The organism is Caballeronia sp. LZ033 (genome assembly GCF_031451265.1).
Lineage (GTDB): Bacteria > Pseudomonadota > Gammaproteobacteria > Burkholderiales > Burkholderiaceae > Caballeronia.
In genome coordinates this window covers 568,139-583,621 of the sequence record NZ_JARUXQ010000001.1, presented here as the reverse complement: position 1 = coordinate 583,621, position 15,483 = coordinate 568,139, and the positions used below count along the sequence as shown (strand labels likewise).

General features: G+C 64.7%; 10 protein-coding genes. 1 reads left to right on the top strand and 9 read right to left on the bottom strand.

Features of this window, described 5'->3' with window-relative positions:
* Positions 1–135: 135 nt before the first annotated feature.
* From QCE62_RS02775 to QCE62_RS02765, 3 genes are read right to left on the bottom strand one after another with little or no spacing between them, the layout of a single operon-like run.
* The gene (locus QCE62_RS02775) at positions 136–1,659 is read right to left on the bottom strand and encodes an efflux transporter outer membrane subunit (protein WP_309914039.1); all 1,524 of its coding nucleotides are present in this window, start codon (positions 1,657–1,659) and stop codon (positions 136–138) included.
* 1 nt (position 1,660) lies between these two features.
* Positions 1,661–4,849, bottom strand: a complete 3,189-nt coding sequence (locus QCE62_RS02770; RefSeq protein ID WP_309914036.1) for an efflux RND transporter permease subunit — start codon at positions 4,847–4,849, stop codon at positions 1,661–1,663.
* Positions 4,850–4,864: 15 nt separating this feature from the next.
* The gene (locus QCE62_RS02765) at positions 4,865–6,154 is read right to left on the bottom strand and encodes an efflux RND transporter periplasmic adaptor subunit (RefSeq protein WP_309914033.1); all 1,290 of its coding nucleotides are present in this window, start codon (positions 6,152–6,154) and stop codon (positions 4,865–4,867) included.
* Between the two features lie 448 nt (positions 6,155–6,602).
* On the opposite strand from QCE62_RS02765, the gene QCE62_RS02760 reads away from it, so the two are divergent.
* Positions 6,603–7,247, top strand: a complete 645-nt coding sequence (locus QCE62_RS02760; protein ID WP_309914030.1) for a TetR family transcriptional regulator — start codon at positions 6,603–6,605, stop codon at positions 7,245–7,247.
* A 7-nt stretch (positions 7,248–7,254) separates the two neighbouring features.
* Here the strand turns inward: QCE62_RS02760 and QCE62_RS02755 are convergent, their stop codons facing one another.
* From QCE62_RS02755 to QCE62_RS02730, 6 genes are all read right to left on the bottom strand, one after another.
* Positions 7,255–7,872: a cysteine hydrolase family protein gene (locus tag QCE62_RS02755; protein WP_309914028.1), complete on the bottom strand. Its 618-nt coding sequence runs from the start codon at positions 7,870–7,872 to the stop codon at positions 7,255–7,257.
* An 81-nt stretch (positions 7,873–7,953) separates the two neighbouring features.
* Positions 7,954–8,754, bottom strand: a complete 801-nt coding sequence (locus QCE62_RS02750) for an SRPBCC domain-containing protein (RefSeq protein WP_309914025.1) — start codon at positions 8,752–8,754, stop codon at positions 7,954–7,956.
* A 75-nt stretch (positions 8,755–8,829) separates the two neighbouring features.
* Positions 8,830–9,207: a DUF427 domain-containing protein gene (locus QCE62_RS02745; protein WP_309914022.1), complete on the bottom strand. Its 378-nt coding sequence runs from the start codon at positions 9,205–9,207 to the stop codon at positions 8,830–8,832.
* Between the two features lie 167 nt (positions 9,208–9,374).
* Complete coding sequence (locus QCE62_RS02740) at positions 9,375–9,869, bottom strand: carboxypeptidase regulatory-like domain-containing protein (protein ID WP_309914019.1); 495 nt, start codon at positions 9,867–9,869, stop codon at positions 9,375–9,377.
* Between the two features lie 165 nt (positions 9,870–10,034).
* Complete coding sequence (locus QCE62_RS02735; protein WP_309914016.1) at positions 10,035–11,537, bottom strand: DegQ family serine endoprotease; 1,503 nt, start codon at positions 11,535–11,537, stop codon at positions 10,035–10,037.
* A 245-nt stretch (positions 11,538–11,782) separates the two neighbouring features.
* Positions 11,783–14,971, bottom strand: coding sequence for a YadA-like family protein (locus tag QCE62_RS02730; RefSeq protein WP_309914015.1), 3,189 nt, complete (start codon positions 14,969–14,971; stop codon positions 11,783–11,785).
* Positions 14,972–15,483: the final 512 nt, after the last annotated feature.

The window sequence follows — 15,483 nt, the reverse complement described above, 5'->3', positions numbered from 1 at the left end:
GCATCAAGCTGAAGCTAAAAGGGCTGAGTCCTGTGATGTACAGAACTCAGCCCTCACGGCCCTAGCCCAAAACTGTCCAACTTTGCGGGGTCAGTTCAAGGCCGGGCTTCATTGCATCGAGCGGAACGGAAGGCGTCAGCCCGCCGGCGCCGAGGCCGGCTGCGGCGCGCTCTGCGAACCGTAGTCCACGGGCGCGTCCGCGGGGCGCGGGGCATCGCCGGAATGCTCGATCCAGCCGCCGCCGAGATACTGATACAGATCGACGAGGTTGGTCAGGCGATTCAAACGCGCCGTAATCAGCAGCTGTTGCGCCGAGTAAAGGTCGGTCTGCGCCGTCAGCACCGTCAAATAGCTGTCCACGCCGTTGCGGTAACGCAGGTCGGACAACTCCAGCCGGCGGCTTTGCGATTGCACGAAACGCTCGAGCGACTTGATCTGCTCGTCGTAGGTGCCGCGCGCCGCCAGACCGTCCGCCACTTCGCGGAAGGCCGTCTGGATCGCCTTTTCGTAGTTCGCGATCTCGACACGCTTCTGGATGTTCGCCAGATCCAGGTTCGCCACGTTCTGACCGCCTTCGAAGATCGGCAGATCGATCGTCGGCGCGAACGACCACGCGGCGGAGCCCGGCTTGAACAGACCGCCGAGGCTCGGCGAGAGCGTGCCGAAACTGCCCGTCAGCGACACCTTCGGGAAGAACGCCGCGCGCGCCGCGCCGATGTTCGCGTTCGCCGCGAGCAGCGACTGCTCGGCGGCCGCGATATCCGGACGACGCGTCAGCAGATCCGACGGCAAGCCCGCCGGGATGTCCGAGAGCAGGTTCTGCGTGTCGAGCGGCATGCCCTTCGGCAGCCCTTCCGGCAGCGGTTCGCCGACCAGCAGCACGAGCGCGTTCTCGGCCTGGGCGCGCAGACGCGCCTGGGCCTGCAGATTCGCCTGCGCCTGCTGCACGACGCCTTCCGACTGGCGCAGGTCGAGTTCCGAACCCGTGCCGTTGTCGAACTGCAGCTTCGTGATGCGATACGACTCCTGCGCCGTCTTCAGCGTGTTCTGCGTGACAACGAGCTGATCGTCGTAGGCGAGCATCGTCAGATACTGGTCCGCCACCGACGACACCAGCGAGATCTCCGCCGCCTTGCGCGATTCCGCCGTCGACAGATACTGCGCCAGCGCCTGGTCCTTCAGGCTCTGTATGCGGCCGAAGAAGTCGATTTCCCACGAGGCGTTCAGACCCACGCTGTAGGTATTCGAGATCGTCTGGTCGAAGAACGACAGGTTCCTCGGCGTGCGCTGCTTGCTTTGCGACGCAGCCGCATCGAGCGTCGGGAACAGGCCCGCGCGCGTGATGCGGTATTGCGCCTGCGCGGCCTGCACGTTCAGCACCGACACGCGCAGGTCACGGTTGTTCTTCAGCGCGAGCGCGACGATCTGCTGCAGTCGTGCGTCGGCGAAGAAGTCGCGCCAGCCGATCTCCGGCGCGCTCTGGCCGTTGGCCGTGCGGCCGTTGCTCGCCGTGGAGTTCGCGTCGGGCTGGGTCGCATAGACGCCGCCCTGCGGGAACTCCTGCGTGACCGGCGCGGCCGGGCGCTCGTATTTCGGCGCCATGGTGCAGCCGGCGGCGAACAGCGCCACGGCGGCCGCGATCAAGGAATGTTTAAGCATCTCAATGTCCTTCCTTATTCGATGCATCCGGGCCGTGCGAGTCGCCATGCGGACCATCGAAACCGCCCGAACCCGGCGAGGCCACATCCTTGCTCTTGCTGAACTTCGAGATCACGACGAAGAACATCGGGATCATGAAGATGGCAAGGAAGGTCGCGGTCAGCATCCCGCCGATCACGCCCGTGCCGATCGCGTGCTGGCTCGCCGAACCCGCGCCGTTGCTGATCGCGAGCGGCATCACGCCGAGAATGAACGCGAGCGAGGTCATCAGGATCGGGCGCAGCCGCAGCCGTGCCGCTTCCATCGCCGCTTCCACGGTCGACATGCCCTGCATGCGCAACTCCCGCGCGAATTCCACGATCAGGATCGCGTTCTTCGCCGACAGACCCACCGTCGTCAACAGGCCGACCTGGAAGAACACGTCGTTCTCCAGCCCGCGCAGCGTCGCGGCAAGCAGCGCGCCGAGCACGCCCAGCGGCACCACCATGATGACCGAGAACGGGATCGACCAGCTTTCATACAGCGCCGCGAGACACAGGAACACGACGAGGATCGAGATGCCGTACAGGATCGGCGCCTGCGAACCCGACTGGCGTTCCTGATACGACAGGCCCGTCCACTCGTAGCCGATACCCGCCGGCAGCTTCGCCGCGATCGCTTCCATCGCCGTCATGGCCTGGCCGGTCGACTTGCCCGCCGCGGCCGCGCCCTGGATTTCCATCGCCGAGATACCGTTGTAACGCTCGAGCTTCGGCGAACCGTAGATCCATTCGCCGGTCCCGAATGCGCCGAACGGCACCATGGTTCCGGAGGCATTGCGCACGTACCACTTGTTCAGGTCGTCCGGCGTCATGCGGAACTGGGCATCGCCCTGCACGTAGACCTTCTTGATCCGGTTGTCGACGTCGAGGAAGTTGTTTACGTACTGCGACGCCCAGGCAATCGAGAAAGTCTGGTCGATGTCCGTCACCGCCACGCCCAGCGCGTTCGCCTTCTCCCGGTCGACGTTCACCTTGAACTGCGGCGTGTCGTTCAGGCCGTTCGGACGCACCTGCGCGAGCATCGGGTCCTTCGCCGCCATGCCGAGCAGCATGTTGCGCGCTTCCATCAGCTTCGCGTGCCCCATCCCCGCGCGATCCTGCAGCTCGAAGTCGAAGCCCGCCGCCGTGCCGAGTTCGGGAATCGAAGGCGGATTGACCGGGAAGATCATCGCGTCCTTGTAGGGCGCGAAGTGCATGAACATCCGCCCGACCAGCGCCTGCACCTTCTGGTCGCTGTGCTGGCGGTCCGCGTAGTCCTTCATCCGCACGAACACGAGACCGGAGTTCTGGCCGCGGCCCGCGAACGAGAAGCCGTTCACCGTGAACACCGACTCGACGATCGACTTCTCGTCCTTCAGCAGATAGTCCTGCACGTCCTTCAGCACGTGCGCGGTGTACTCCTGCGTGGAACCGGCCGGCGCCTGCACGAGCACGAACATCGTGCCCTGGTCTTCATCGGGCAGGAACGACTTCGGCAGACGCAGGAACAGCATGCCCACCGCGACGATCACCACGATATAGATGATCAGCCAGCGGCCCGAGCGCCGGATCACGTGCTGCACGCCCTTGTGATACTTGTCCTGGCTCTTGTTGAAGTTGCGGTTGAACCAGCCGAAGAAACCCTTCTTCTCGCCCGTGTGCCCTTCCGGATGCGGCTTCAGGATCGTCGCGCACAGCGCCGGCGTCAGCACCAGCGCGACCATCACGGACAGCACCATCGCGGCCACGATCGTCAGCGAGAACTGCCGGTAGATCGCGCCCACCGAGCCGCCCGAGAACGCCACCGGCACGAACACCGCCGACAGCACCAGCGCCACGCCGATCAGCGCGCCGGTGATCTGGTCCATCGCCTTGCGGGTGGCCTCGCGTGGAGACAAGTGCTCCTCGGACATCACCCGCTCGACGTTCTCCACGACCACGATCGCATCGTCCACCAGCAGGCCGATGGCGAGCACGAGGCCGAACATCGACAGCACATTGATGGAGAAGCCCACCGCCGACATGATCGCGAAGGTGCCGAGCAGCACCACCGGCACGGCGATGGTCGGGATGATCGTGGCCCGCAGGTTCTGCAGGAACAGATACATCACGAGGAACACCAGCACGATGCCTTCGATCAGCGTCTTGACCACTTCCTCGATCGACAGGCGCACGAACGGCGTCGTGTCATACGGATACTTGACGACGAGACCGTGCGGGAAGTACTTCGACAGCTCGTCGACCTTCGCGCGGACCGCCTTCGCCGTGGCCAGCGCGTTCGCGCCGGTGGCGAGCTGGATACCGAAGCCCGCCGTCGGCTGACCGTTGTACTTGGTGTCGAAGTTGTAGTTTTCGCCGCCGAGCTCGATGTGCGACACGTCCTTCAGGCGCACCTGCGAGCCGTCCTGGTTCACCTTCAGCAGGATGTCGCCGAACTGCTCGGGCGTGCGCAGCAGCGTGGCTTCCGTGATGGTTGCCTGCAACATCTGCCCCGGCACCGACGGCGTGCCGCCGAGCGCGCCCGCCGCCACCTGCACGTTCTGGTTGGTGATGGCGTTCTTCACGTCCACCGGCGTGAGCGAGTAGTTCGTGAGCTTGGTTGCATCGAGCCAGACGCGCATCGCGTACTGCGAGCCGAACAGCGTGGTGGTGCCGACGCCGTCGAGACGCGAGAGCGGATCCGCTATGTTCGACGCCACGTAGTTCGCGAGGTCGTACTTGTTCATGCTGCCGTCTTCGGACACGAAGGCGAGCACCAGCAGGAACGAAGAACTCGACTTCGTGACCTTGGTGCCGAGCTGCTGCACGACCTGCGGCAGGAGCGGCGTCGCGAGCTGCAGCTTGTTCTGCACCTGCACCTGCGCGATGTCGGGGTTGGTGCCCGCCGCGAAGGTCAGCGTGACGGTGGCCGTGCCCGAGTCATCGGAAGTCGACGACAGATACAGCAAGTGGTCGAGGCCGGTCATCTGCTGCTCGATCACCTGCGTCACGGTGTTTTCCACCGTGCTCGCCGATGCGCCCGGATACGACGCGCTGATCTGGATCGCGGGCGGCGCGATGGTCGGGTACTGTGCGACCGGCAGCGTGAAGATCGAGGCCATCCCCGCCAGCATCAGGATGATCGCGATCACCCACGCGAAGATAGGTCGATCGATAAAAAACTTTGCCATGTAACAGGCTCCCTTTTATTGCGCGCCTGACGCAGCGGAGGCGGCCGAGGCCGAAGCCGGCTGTGCGCCGCTGCCGTTTGCCGGAGCCGACGCGCCCTGCGTGCCTTGTGCGCCTTGTGCATCGGACGCCGCCGGCGCCGATGCCGCCTGCGCACCGGATGCCGGATACGGGAACTGGGCGGCGACCGGCTTCACCTGCATGCCCGGCTTGGCCTTCTCGACACCGTTCACGATCACGCGGTCGCCCGGGTTCAGGCCGCTGTCGACCACCCAGTTGTTGCCGCTGGTGCCGCCGGTGACGAGCTGGCGCAGTTCGACCTTGTCGTCCTTGTTGACGACGAGCGCGGTCGGCGTGCCCTTCTGGTCATGCGTGATGCCGATCTGCGGCACGACCAGCGCGTGGTCGTTCATGCCTTCCTGGATGCGCGCGCGCACGAACATGCCCGGCAGCAGCACGCGGTCCTTGTTCTGGAAGATCGCGCGGATCGTGACCGAACCGGTGCTCTGGTCGACGCTCACGTCGGAGAACTGCAGCTTGCCCTGCTCGGTGTAGTTGCGGCCGTCCTCGAGTACCAGCGTGACCTTCGCCGCGTGAATGCCCTCGGTCTGCAGACGCCCTTCCTGGATCTGCCTGCGCAGCTTGAGACCCTCGACGCTCGACTGCGTCAGATCGACGTAGATCGGATCGAGCTGCTGCACGGTCGTGAGCAGCGTCGCGGCGCTCGCCTGCACGTACGCGCCCGGCGTCACCTGCGACAGGCCGGTGCGGCCGGAGATCGGCGAAAGCACGTCGGTGTAGCCGAGGTTGATCTGCGCGGTATCGACGGCCGCCTTGCCCGCCGCGACATCCGCGACGGCCTGGCCTTGGGTCGCCACGGCGTTGTCGTAGTCCTGCTTCGACACCGCGTTGGCCGCGACCAGCACCTTGTAGCGCTGCACCAGCGCGTTCTGCGTCGCGACGTTCGCCTGCGCCTTTGCAAGCGTGGCCTTGGCGTTGTTCAGCGCGGCGATGTAAGGCGCCGGATCGATCTTGTAGAGACGCTGGCCGGCCTTGACGTCGGAGCCTTCGGTGAATTCACGGCGCAGCACGATGCCGTCGACCCGCGCGCGCACTTGCGCGACCAGGAAAGCGCTGGTGCGGCCCGGCAGGTCGGCGACGACCGGCACGCTCGTCGGCTGGACGGTGACGATGCCGACTTCCGGCGTCTGCGGAGGAGGGGCTGACTGTTTTTGCCCGCACGCCGCCAGGAACATGGCAGCCGTCGCGGCGGTGATTAAGCGGAGTGGTACCCGTTCGACACGCATGGAGCGACCTCTGTCTAAGACTGAGAGTGAAGTGGGTGCGCGGCGGCCTTCCCCGGGCAATGCCGCGCACGAGCGTCGCAAGACGCTGACCAATAACCAACCAGTGAGACCAGTGAGCGCAACCGCCGGCCAGCGGCCGGGCTTTCACAATTCCGTGCGCGACGCTCGTGGAGCGCCGCCTCGAGGCCATGGACGGCCAGAACGGCAATCGAAATGAAAGCTAGGTTCGGATACTACTCGCGGTCTGCTACTTGGGCTATCGGTCGACGGGTGGTATTGTATATACATTCACGAATGAATGTAAAAAACTGTACGTGTTTCTCCTGATAAGCCGCGAGAGAAATCCGCTCGGGGAATCGATTACGTACGACAAACCTTCGACATCGCCGCGTTTCGTGCGCGGCTTTCATGGCAGCATCAGGAGCACACGGTCCACGGACCGGACGATATGGTCAGACGAACCAAGGAAGAAGCGCAGGCCACGCGCAATCGCGTTCTGGACGCGGCCGAGCGGGTCTTCTACGAAAAAGGCGTGTCGCGTACGACGCTGGCGGACATCGCGCAGGCGGCGGGCGTCACGCGCGGCGCAATCTACTGGCACTTCGCCAACAAGGGCGACCTCTTCAACGCGATGTTCGACCGCAGCCTGCTGCCGCTCGACGAACTCATCGAAGCCACGCTGGACGGCAAGGAAGAAGATCCGCTCGAGCGTCTGCGGGCTTTGTTCGTCTGGTGCATGCACAACATCACGACGGACGCGCAGCGCCGCCGCGTCTTCGACATCCTGTTCATGAAGTGTGAATTCGTCGAGGAGATGGGGCCGGTGCGCGAGCGTCATCAGAACAACATGCGCGACGGCATGGAGCGCATCGAGCGGGCGCTGCGCAATGCCGTCGACAAGCAGCAGTTGCCCGCCCGGCTCGACACCCGCCGCGCCACGACCATGCTGCACTGCCTCTTCACGGGCATCCTGCACGACTCGCTGATGTTGCCCGACCTCGTCGATCCGGAGCGCGATGCCGAAGCGCTCATCGACGCCAGCTTCGACGCTTTGCGCTCCAGCGCGGCCCTGCTGCTGCCGGCCAGCGCCTGAGGTCGCGTTACCTCGCGGCGCGCGCCCGCTGGTTCGACGCGTAGATGTTGTCGCGCGCGGGCGGCTCGCCGCTTTCCAGCGCGGCGAGCCACTCGGCGGTATCGAGCACGGCGGCGAAACGCGACTGCATCACCACCGTGAAGACCCGATGGATCTCCTCCGCGCTCGCCCTTCCCGCGCGGTTTTCGTAGGGCACGGCGCCGGTGGCGTCAGCGAGAAACTCCACGGCAAGGCCTGCATGCACCGCGTGCTTGACGGTGGAATCGTCGCAATTGTGGGTCATGTAGCCCGCGATCACGAGCGTGTCGATCTCACGGGCGCTCAGCCAGTCGGCGAGATCGGTGCCGGCGAATGCGCTCGGCAGCGACTTCTCGACGTAATGCGCGCGCGGCCGCGACGCCACCGTCTCGTGCAGGTCGGCCAGCGCGGAACCGCGCGCGAAGATGGGCGCGCTGGCAGGCGCAAAGTTCTGCACGACGACAACCGGCACGCCGTGCTTTTCGGCGGCATCCATCGCCCGGCCGATGTTGGCGAGCGACACGTTCACATCGGGATATTCGATCGGCAGATTGCCGGTGACGTACTCGTTCTGCACGTCGATGACGATCAGGGCGCGGCGCGGCATGTTCGGCTCCTCGGCGGATAAGCGCGGGTTGGACCGGCGCATTGTCGCCGATGCGTCCGATCGGCGCTCATGCGGCCTGCCTTACTGCAGCCCGACGTACTGCGCCACGAACGCGAACAGCGCGACGCACACGAGCATCGCCGCCCAGGCCCAGGCAGGCAGGCCGAGCGGATGCGGATCATGCGAATGGTCGCGCTCGCGATGCCCGAACGCCTGACCATGCAGACGATGCCGCAGCACGCCGCTCGCGTGCGGGTCCGCGGCGAGGCTGCGTGTCGCGCCGGGGCGTCGCGACAATACCGTCGACATCGCGCCCGGGCGCAGGAACACGTGGCGTCGCGGCGTATCGCCGTCCGCCGCGCGCAGCGACGCAAAGCCGTGCTTCGCCCGCACCACTTCGCAGAATTCAGCGAAGAAATCGTCGGCGCCTTCGCGCAGCGCATTCTCGATCTGCCGCGGCGGCAGGCCCGCGAGCGGACCCGAAATCGTCGCCCAGACCGTGTATTCGATCCAGGTCGAACGGCCCTCGTCCTCCGGATTCAGCGTCACCGCGATCTGTCCGCGCAGCGAGCCCACGCCCTCTCCGCGCGCCTTGAAGCTCAGCGTGCGCGCGTAGCCGGCGCCCGCGTCTTCGTTGCCGCCGGTGGGCGCGCCTTCCTCGTGAGCCGCTTCACGCGTGCGCCCGGCCAGGTGCGCGCGAATCGCGTAACGCGCACGCAACGCGCCAAGCGGCACGATCAGCGTCAGCGCGTACTCGCCGCCCGGAGTGCGCGTGAAGGATTCGCAATGGTCGAGACTGGCGCGGACCAGCGCGAGATCGCCCAGCGCCTCCCGGACGTGATCCGGGTCGAGCGGAACGCGAAACGCATCGGTGACTTCCATGCAAGCCTCCGGGCCGGGAAACGCATGCGTCCGTTATCGCCGAGTGGATGGAAAGCTGTCTGTACGGATGCCCGCCTAGGACGTTTCGTCGATGCGATCGACACGTCCGTGATAGAACGCAAGATAGCCCTTGATCTTCGCTGCGGCGTCGAGCGGCGCCTCGTAACTCCAGGCGGCGTTTTCGACCGGACCGTCTTCTGTCAGCAGATGATAGTGCGTGGCCTCGCCCTTGAACGGGCAATGCGTCACGTGAATCGAGCGCTCCAGCCGCGCCATGTTCACGTCGGCGCGCGGGAAATAATGCACTTTGTCAGTGCCGCCTTCATGGAGCGTGAAAGAAGCGTGCGTATCGGCGTACGTGACGCCCTGATGGATCACGCGACAGCGCCGGCTGTTCGGCGTGATCTCGATGCGATGCGCCGCGTCATGTGCGTCGTTCAGTTCCGTGCCCATCGTGATGCGCCTCCTGCGTGGCGTCCGAAAACGAAAAAGCCACGAGCGCCCGCCTGCTGACCGACGCTCGTGACTTCATTATGGGACAAACTGCCCCGGCCGGGTGGCGCGCTTTTTCGACGGCCTGTCTCCCTCCTGCAGCTATCCCGGGCAGCTGTCCTGATCGCTTACTGAATGCTCCAGTGGAAGGCCGCCTTGGCCTTGCCCGGACCCGCCACGCTGACGGACTGCTTCTTTTCCTGATCCTTGTACTTCGCGTACACCGTATAGCTGCCCGGCGGCAGTTTCACGAGCATGTAAGGGCCCATCGATTCGGTGTTCAGCACCTCGCCGCCCTTCCCGCCGACGATGCGCACCCGCACGCCCGAAAGGTAATCGGCGGTCGGTCCGGTGAAGCGCAGCGACAGCGGCCAGTGCGCCTGCTCGCGGATCAACGCGTGCGATTCGTCGAGCCCGACGCCGCCTGACGTGTAGGACACGTCGCCCTGCTGCTGGACTTGCGGCAGGCCGCCGCCGTTGGTATTGCCGGCGCTCGACTGATCGGCCGTGGTGCCGCCCGTGGTTGCGCCCGGGGTTTGCGCCCACGCGCCGCCTGTCATGCCTGCGCCCAAGGCCGCCGTGAGCAGCGCAGCGGTGAGTTTGCCCGTGAGTTTGCTCGTCATGTCTTGCTCCTTTTTGTCGATGTCGCGACGCCCGAAGACTGCACTGGTGTCATGGCGACGTCACGCCCGATGCGCCGGTTTCAACCGGTTTCACGCGATAGGGCACCGGGGAACGGGTGAGCATGCATCGTGCCCGCGGCGCGGACACGATGCTGGAGCGCGGGCTCAGCCGAGGTCGACCGGCACGAAGATCTGCGCGTTGTCGCGCTGGATCAGGAGCGCGATGCTGTCGCCGGCGTGCGACACCATGGTCTTCAACTGCTGCACCGACGTCACCGGCTGGCCGTTGACGGCCAGGATCACGTCGCCGGCCTGAATGCCCGCATTGGCCGCCGCGCCGTTCGATTGCTGCACGAGCAGCCCGCGCGAGAGCGAATCGCTCTGCTTTTCGTCCGGCGTGAGCGGCCGCACCGCGACGCCCAGGCGGGCATCCTGCGCACCGGCGTCGTCGTCGCCCTTGGTGTCCGCGCTGGCGGTCTTGGCGTCCTTCAGCGCGCCGATCGTGACGCTCAGGTCCTTCGATCCCTTGTCGCGCCACACCGTGACCTTCGCGGACGTGCCCGGCGCAAGGCCCGCGACCTGCGACGGCAGCGACGTCGAATCCGAGACGGCCACGCCGTTCAGCGCGGTGATCACGTCGCCCGGTTGCAGGCCGCCCTTCGCGGCCGGGCCGCCCGGTTCCACCGAGCTCACCAAGGCGCCTTGCGGCGACTTCATGCCGAACGAATTGGCCAGGGTCTGGTTCATGCCCTGCACCGTCACGCCGAGCCGGCCGCGATCGACGTGACCCGTCTTGATGAGCGCGTCCTTCACCTTGATGGCTTCGTTGATCGGGATCGCGAACGAAAGGCCCTGGAAGCCGCCGGTCTGCGAGTAGATCATCGAGTTGATGCCGATGACTTCGCCCTGCAAATTGAAGAGCGGTCCGCCCGAGTTGCCCGGGTTCACCGGCACGTCGGTCTGGATGAACGGCGTGTAGTTCTCGTTGGGCAACGCGCGCGACTTCGCGCTGATGATGCCCGAGGTCACGGTGTTGTCGAACCCGTACGGCGAGCCGATTGCCACGACCCACTGGCCGACCTTGCTGCCGTTTGGATCGCCGATCTTGACGGTGGGAAGATTCTTCGCGTCGATCTTCAGCACGGCGACATCGGACTGCTTGTCCGCGCCGATGACTTTCGCGCGATACTCGCGCTTGTCCGTGAGCTTGACGGTGACAATGTTGGCGTTGTCGACGACGTGCGCGTTCGTCAGGATGTAGCCGTCGCTCGACACGATGAAGCCGGATCCCAGTCCTTCGCTCGGACGATCGGCGCCCTGGCCGCCGTCGCCCCCGCCCATGCCGGGCACGCCGCCGAAGCGCTTGAAGAACTGATAGAAAGGATCGTCGGGATCCATCGGCACCTGGTTCATGTTGCGACGATTGGACGTCTGCTTCACGACATGCTTGGCGCTGATGTTCACGACGGCCGGGCCGTAAGTCTCCACGAGACCCGAGAAGTCGGGAATGCCGGTCTTGGCGGCGGCTTCGGCGGGCATCATGGCCGCGGAAGCCGGCGAAATCACCTGCGGAGCAGGCACGTTGTTATGGCCGGCCACATAGCCCGCTGACAAGGCGACGGCAACCGCCGCTGCAACGGCGCTACGGGTGAGGATCTTTGCGTTCATCGTGTGCTCCTGACGAGGGATGCGCTCTTCTGGAGCGCGCTATTTCGATGAAGCAAGATTACGGGGTGTCGCTTAAAGCTTTCTTAAAGTTCATGAGGGGCTGGGCGTGGTTGTGTCCGGCTTGGAATTGCATCAGAAAAGGTTCGGACGGCAGCCCGTCAAGGCTGCCGTCCTTCGCACCGCCGACCGTTTGCTTCGAACTGCTTTACTGTTTGATTACAGCCGACTGTTTCATGCAACGATGCTCAGAACTCGTAGCCCACTTGCCCCCGTACGCCGGTGTCGCCGTGCGGTGTGATCGACGCGGCGCCGTTCACGAGCCAGCGATTGTTTTCCGAACGATACGTGCCGCCGAGCCCGACTGCCGTGTAGCCCTTGTAGTTGCCCACGCCCACTGCAACGACGGTCTTGCCTGGCGCGCTCGGCGTCAGGTTCGGCATGGCCATCGCGGCGGCGACGCCGGCGAAAGCCTGACGCGCCACGGTGTTGACGCTGTTCTGCACTGCGCCCAACTGGTTCATGTTGACGGCATCGGTTCCGTTCACGCCCGGCGCCACGTTGGTCACACGGCGTTCCTTGCCCTGTGCGCCGATCGACACGGTGTTGTCCTGTTCGGCAACTGAACCGCTGCCCAGTGCGACCGCATTGTTGCCGGAAGCATTGGCGCCGTTGCCGATTGCGGTGGAATCCGTGCCGCTGGCGACAGCGGGTGTGTCGTTGGTCTGCGCGGCGATCACCGTGCCGCTGCCGCCGCCCGCGAAGTTTTGCACTCGCGACGTGATGTCGGCGATTTGCTGGTTCGTCGTCCACAACTGGGAGCCGTTCACGGCCTCGGTGCTGTCGGCGGAAAGCGTGCCTGCCGATACGCCCGTGACCGTGCGCGTGCCTTCGCTACCGGTCACGTCGACGACCGTGCCGTTGGCGTTTCGCGCCACCGTGATCTTGCGCGAAACCGGATCCTGCTGGACAAGACCGACGGTGCCGCTGTTGATCTGAGTGGTGATGTCGGCGATATCGGTCGTGTTTTTCTCGATGGCGGCGGTGTTGTTCGCGACGTTCACCTGCAAGTTTGAAATGTTCGACGTGTTTTGCGACGTGCGGCCGTCGAGGTTGGTGAATGCGGCTTCTACGCCTTGCACGGATTGGCCACTGAGGGTGTAGGTTGGCTGACTGACCGCGCCGTTGGCGTCCACGGAGGAGCCTCCGCCCAGCGCTGCGGCCGTGGAATTCGCGAGACCGTGGAGTTGCGAACCGTTCACGGCTTGCTTGCTCGCGCTGTCCACTGCACCGTTCGCCACGCCCGTCAGCGCGCGCGCCCCGCCCATACCCGTGAAATCGACCACGGTGCCATCGGTGCTTTTCGCCACCGTGATGACGCGCGAGACGGCGTCCTGCTGCACCAGTCCGATCGTTCCGTTGCTGATCTGCGTGTTGATCGTGCTGATGTCCGTGGTGTTTTGCGTCGTGCGTCCGTCGAGGTTCGTGAATGCCGCCTCCACGCCTTGCACGGATTGACCGTTGAGGGTGTAGGTCGGCATCGTGACCAGGCCGTTGGCGTCTACAGATGCGCCGCCGCCCAGCGCGGCTGCGGCCGAATTGGCAGTTGCGAAGAGTTGCGACCCGTTCACGGCTTCCGTGCTTCCGCCATTCACCGAGCCGTTCGCCACGCCCATCAGTGTGCGCGCACCTCCCGATCCACTGAAATCGACCACCGAGCCGTCCGCGTCCTTGCCAACCGTGATCGTGCGCGTTGCCGGGTCTTGTTGAACCAGGCCCACCGTGCCGTTGTTGATCTGATTCGTGATGTTGTTGATCGCGGCCGTGTTGTTCGTGATGTCGCCGGTGTTTTGTATCGTGCGGCCGTCGAGGTTGGTGAATGCTGCCTCTACCCCTTGCACAGGTTGACCGTTAAGGGTGTAGGTCGGCATCGTGACCAGGCCGTTTATGTCTACGGATGACCCGCCGCCCAACGCGGCTGCGGCTGAAGCCGAAGCCGCAAAGAGTTGCGAGCCGTTGACGGCTTCATTGCTTCCACCGTTCACCACACCGTTCGCCACCCCCGTCAGCGTGCGCGCACCCGCCGATCCAGTGAAATCGACCACCGCGCCGTCAGTGTCTTTCGCCACGGTAATGACGCGCGAAGCAACGTCCTGCTGCACCAGTCCGATCGTGCCGTCGCTGATCTGCGTGTTGATCGTGCTGATGTCCGTGGTGTTCTGCGTCGTGCGCCCGTCAATGTTGGCGAACGCCGCCTCAACCCCTTGCACGGACTGACCGCCAAGCGAATAAGCCGGCATCGTCACCAGCCCGTTCGCATCCACGGACGAGCCACCACCCAACGCCGCCGCCGCCGAACTCGAAACCGCAAAAAGCTGCGACCCGTTCACTGCTTCCGTGCTTCCGCCGTTCACCGCGCCATCGGCCAATCCCATCAGCGTACGCGCGCCCGCGAGACCAGTGAAATCAACCGTCGCACCATCGGAGGCGCCTGCAACGGTGATCTTGCGCGTCAGCGGATCCTGCCGCACCAGCCCAATTGCACCGATGTTGATCTGCGCACTGATGTCGCCAATGTCCACCAGGTTCTGGGTCGTGCGTGCGTCGATGTTCGACAGCGCGTCACCGACATTGTTGACCGGCAGACCGCCAACCGTAAACGTAGGCAGCGCGATCGTCCCGTCGATGCCCACCGCCGCGCCGCCGCCCAGCGCCGCCGCAGCCGACCCTGACAGCGCGAACAACTGCGAGCCGTTCACGGCCTGCGTGCTCGCGCCGTTCACCAGGCCGTTGGTCAAGCCCGCCAGCGTCCGGGTGCCCGTGATGCCGGAAATGTCGACCGTCGCGCCGACAGAGTTCTTGGCCACCGACACGGTGCCCAATACCCCGTCCAGCTGCACCAGTCCCACGCCCCCGTTGTTGAGCTGATTGGTGATATTGGCGACGGAAGTCGTGTTGTTCGCCACGGACGTGTTGAGCGCGCCCAGCGCCGCATCGACCTTGGAGAATCCCGTGCCGATGTCGCCCGCCGCGCCGCTCGTGCCGGCAATCAGGTTAGTGCTGGCGAGCGTATAGGAAGGCCCGGTGACAGCACCCGTCGTTGCATTGAGTGAAGCGCCGCCTCCGAGCGCGGCCACCATCGGACTGAATTGACCGACGTTGATGGCGTCCCGTCCGCTCAAGCCCGCCGCAATGCCCGACAGCAAAACGCCGCCGTTCACGCTGTCAGTCATCGTGGCGATATACGTACCTGGCGAGAACGCCAGCTTTTTCTGCGTCGTCGAAGCAACGATTTGCGTGGTGCCGCTGCCCATCGCGTTCCAGATGCCGACGGCAGGCAGGTCGCCGATGATGTCCCCGCTCCCCCATAATCCGCAGTTCGACAGGACGTTCCCTGACGTGTAATTGAAGTTGGCCGATCCACTATTTGCACACATATCCGCCCATGCGCTTCCCGACAGCAAGAACGTGACCGCTCCCGCTCCACACGTGACCCGCCTGATGCGCCCTGGCCTGCCCTCGCCACGCGCCTCGACACATGCCTGCACGGCACGCCGGAAGGTGCCGTCCCACAACGCTCCAAACTTCGAATTCATTTCTTTTCCCAGGAATCTTTTTGTTATGAACACCCCGGCCTCTCCGGGGCGCCTCGACGGCATGAATCGGCGACACGCTCAATGTCGAAACAGAGGGAAGATTCGAAATGAAGCCGGGCAGTCAGACGAGCGCGCGCTCGCCCACGCCGATCACTCGTCGGACGACCTTCTCTGGAACAGACGGGAGTGGTGTCAGGAATTCCGGTGGATCTCGGATGGATCTTTAGGAATCCGTCGATTGCCGCTTTTTTAATTCTAAGAATCGGGATGCCGGCGGCGTATGAGTAAAGTCTCAAAATCGCCGGTGAGATATGAAATTCGTCTTTCTCTGATGGAGGCAGCATTCATGAATG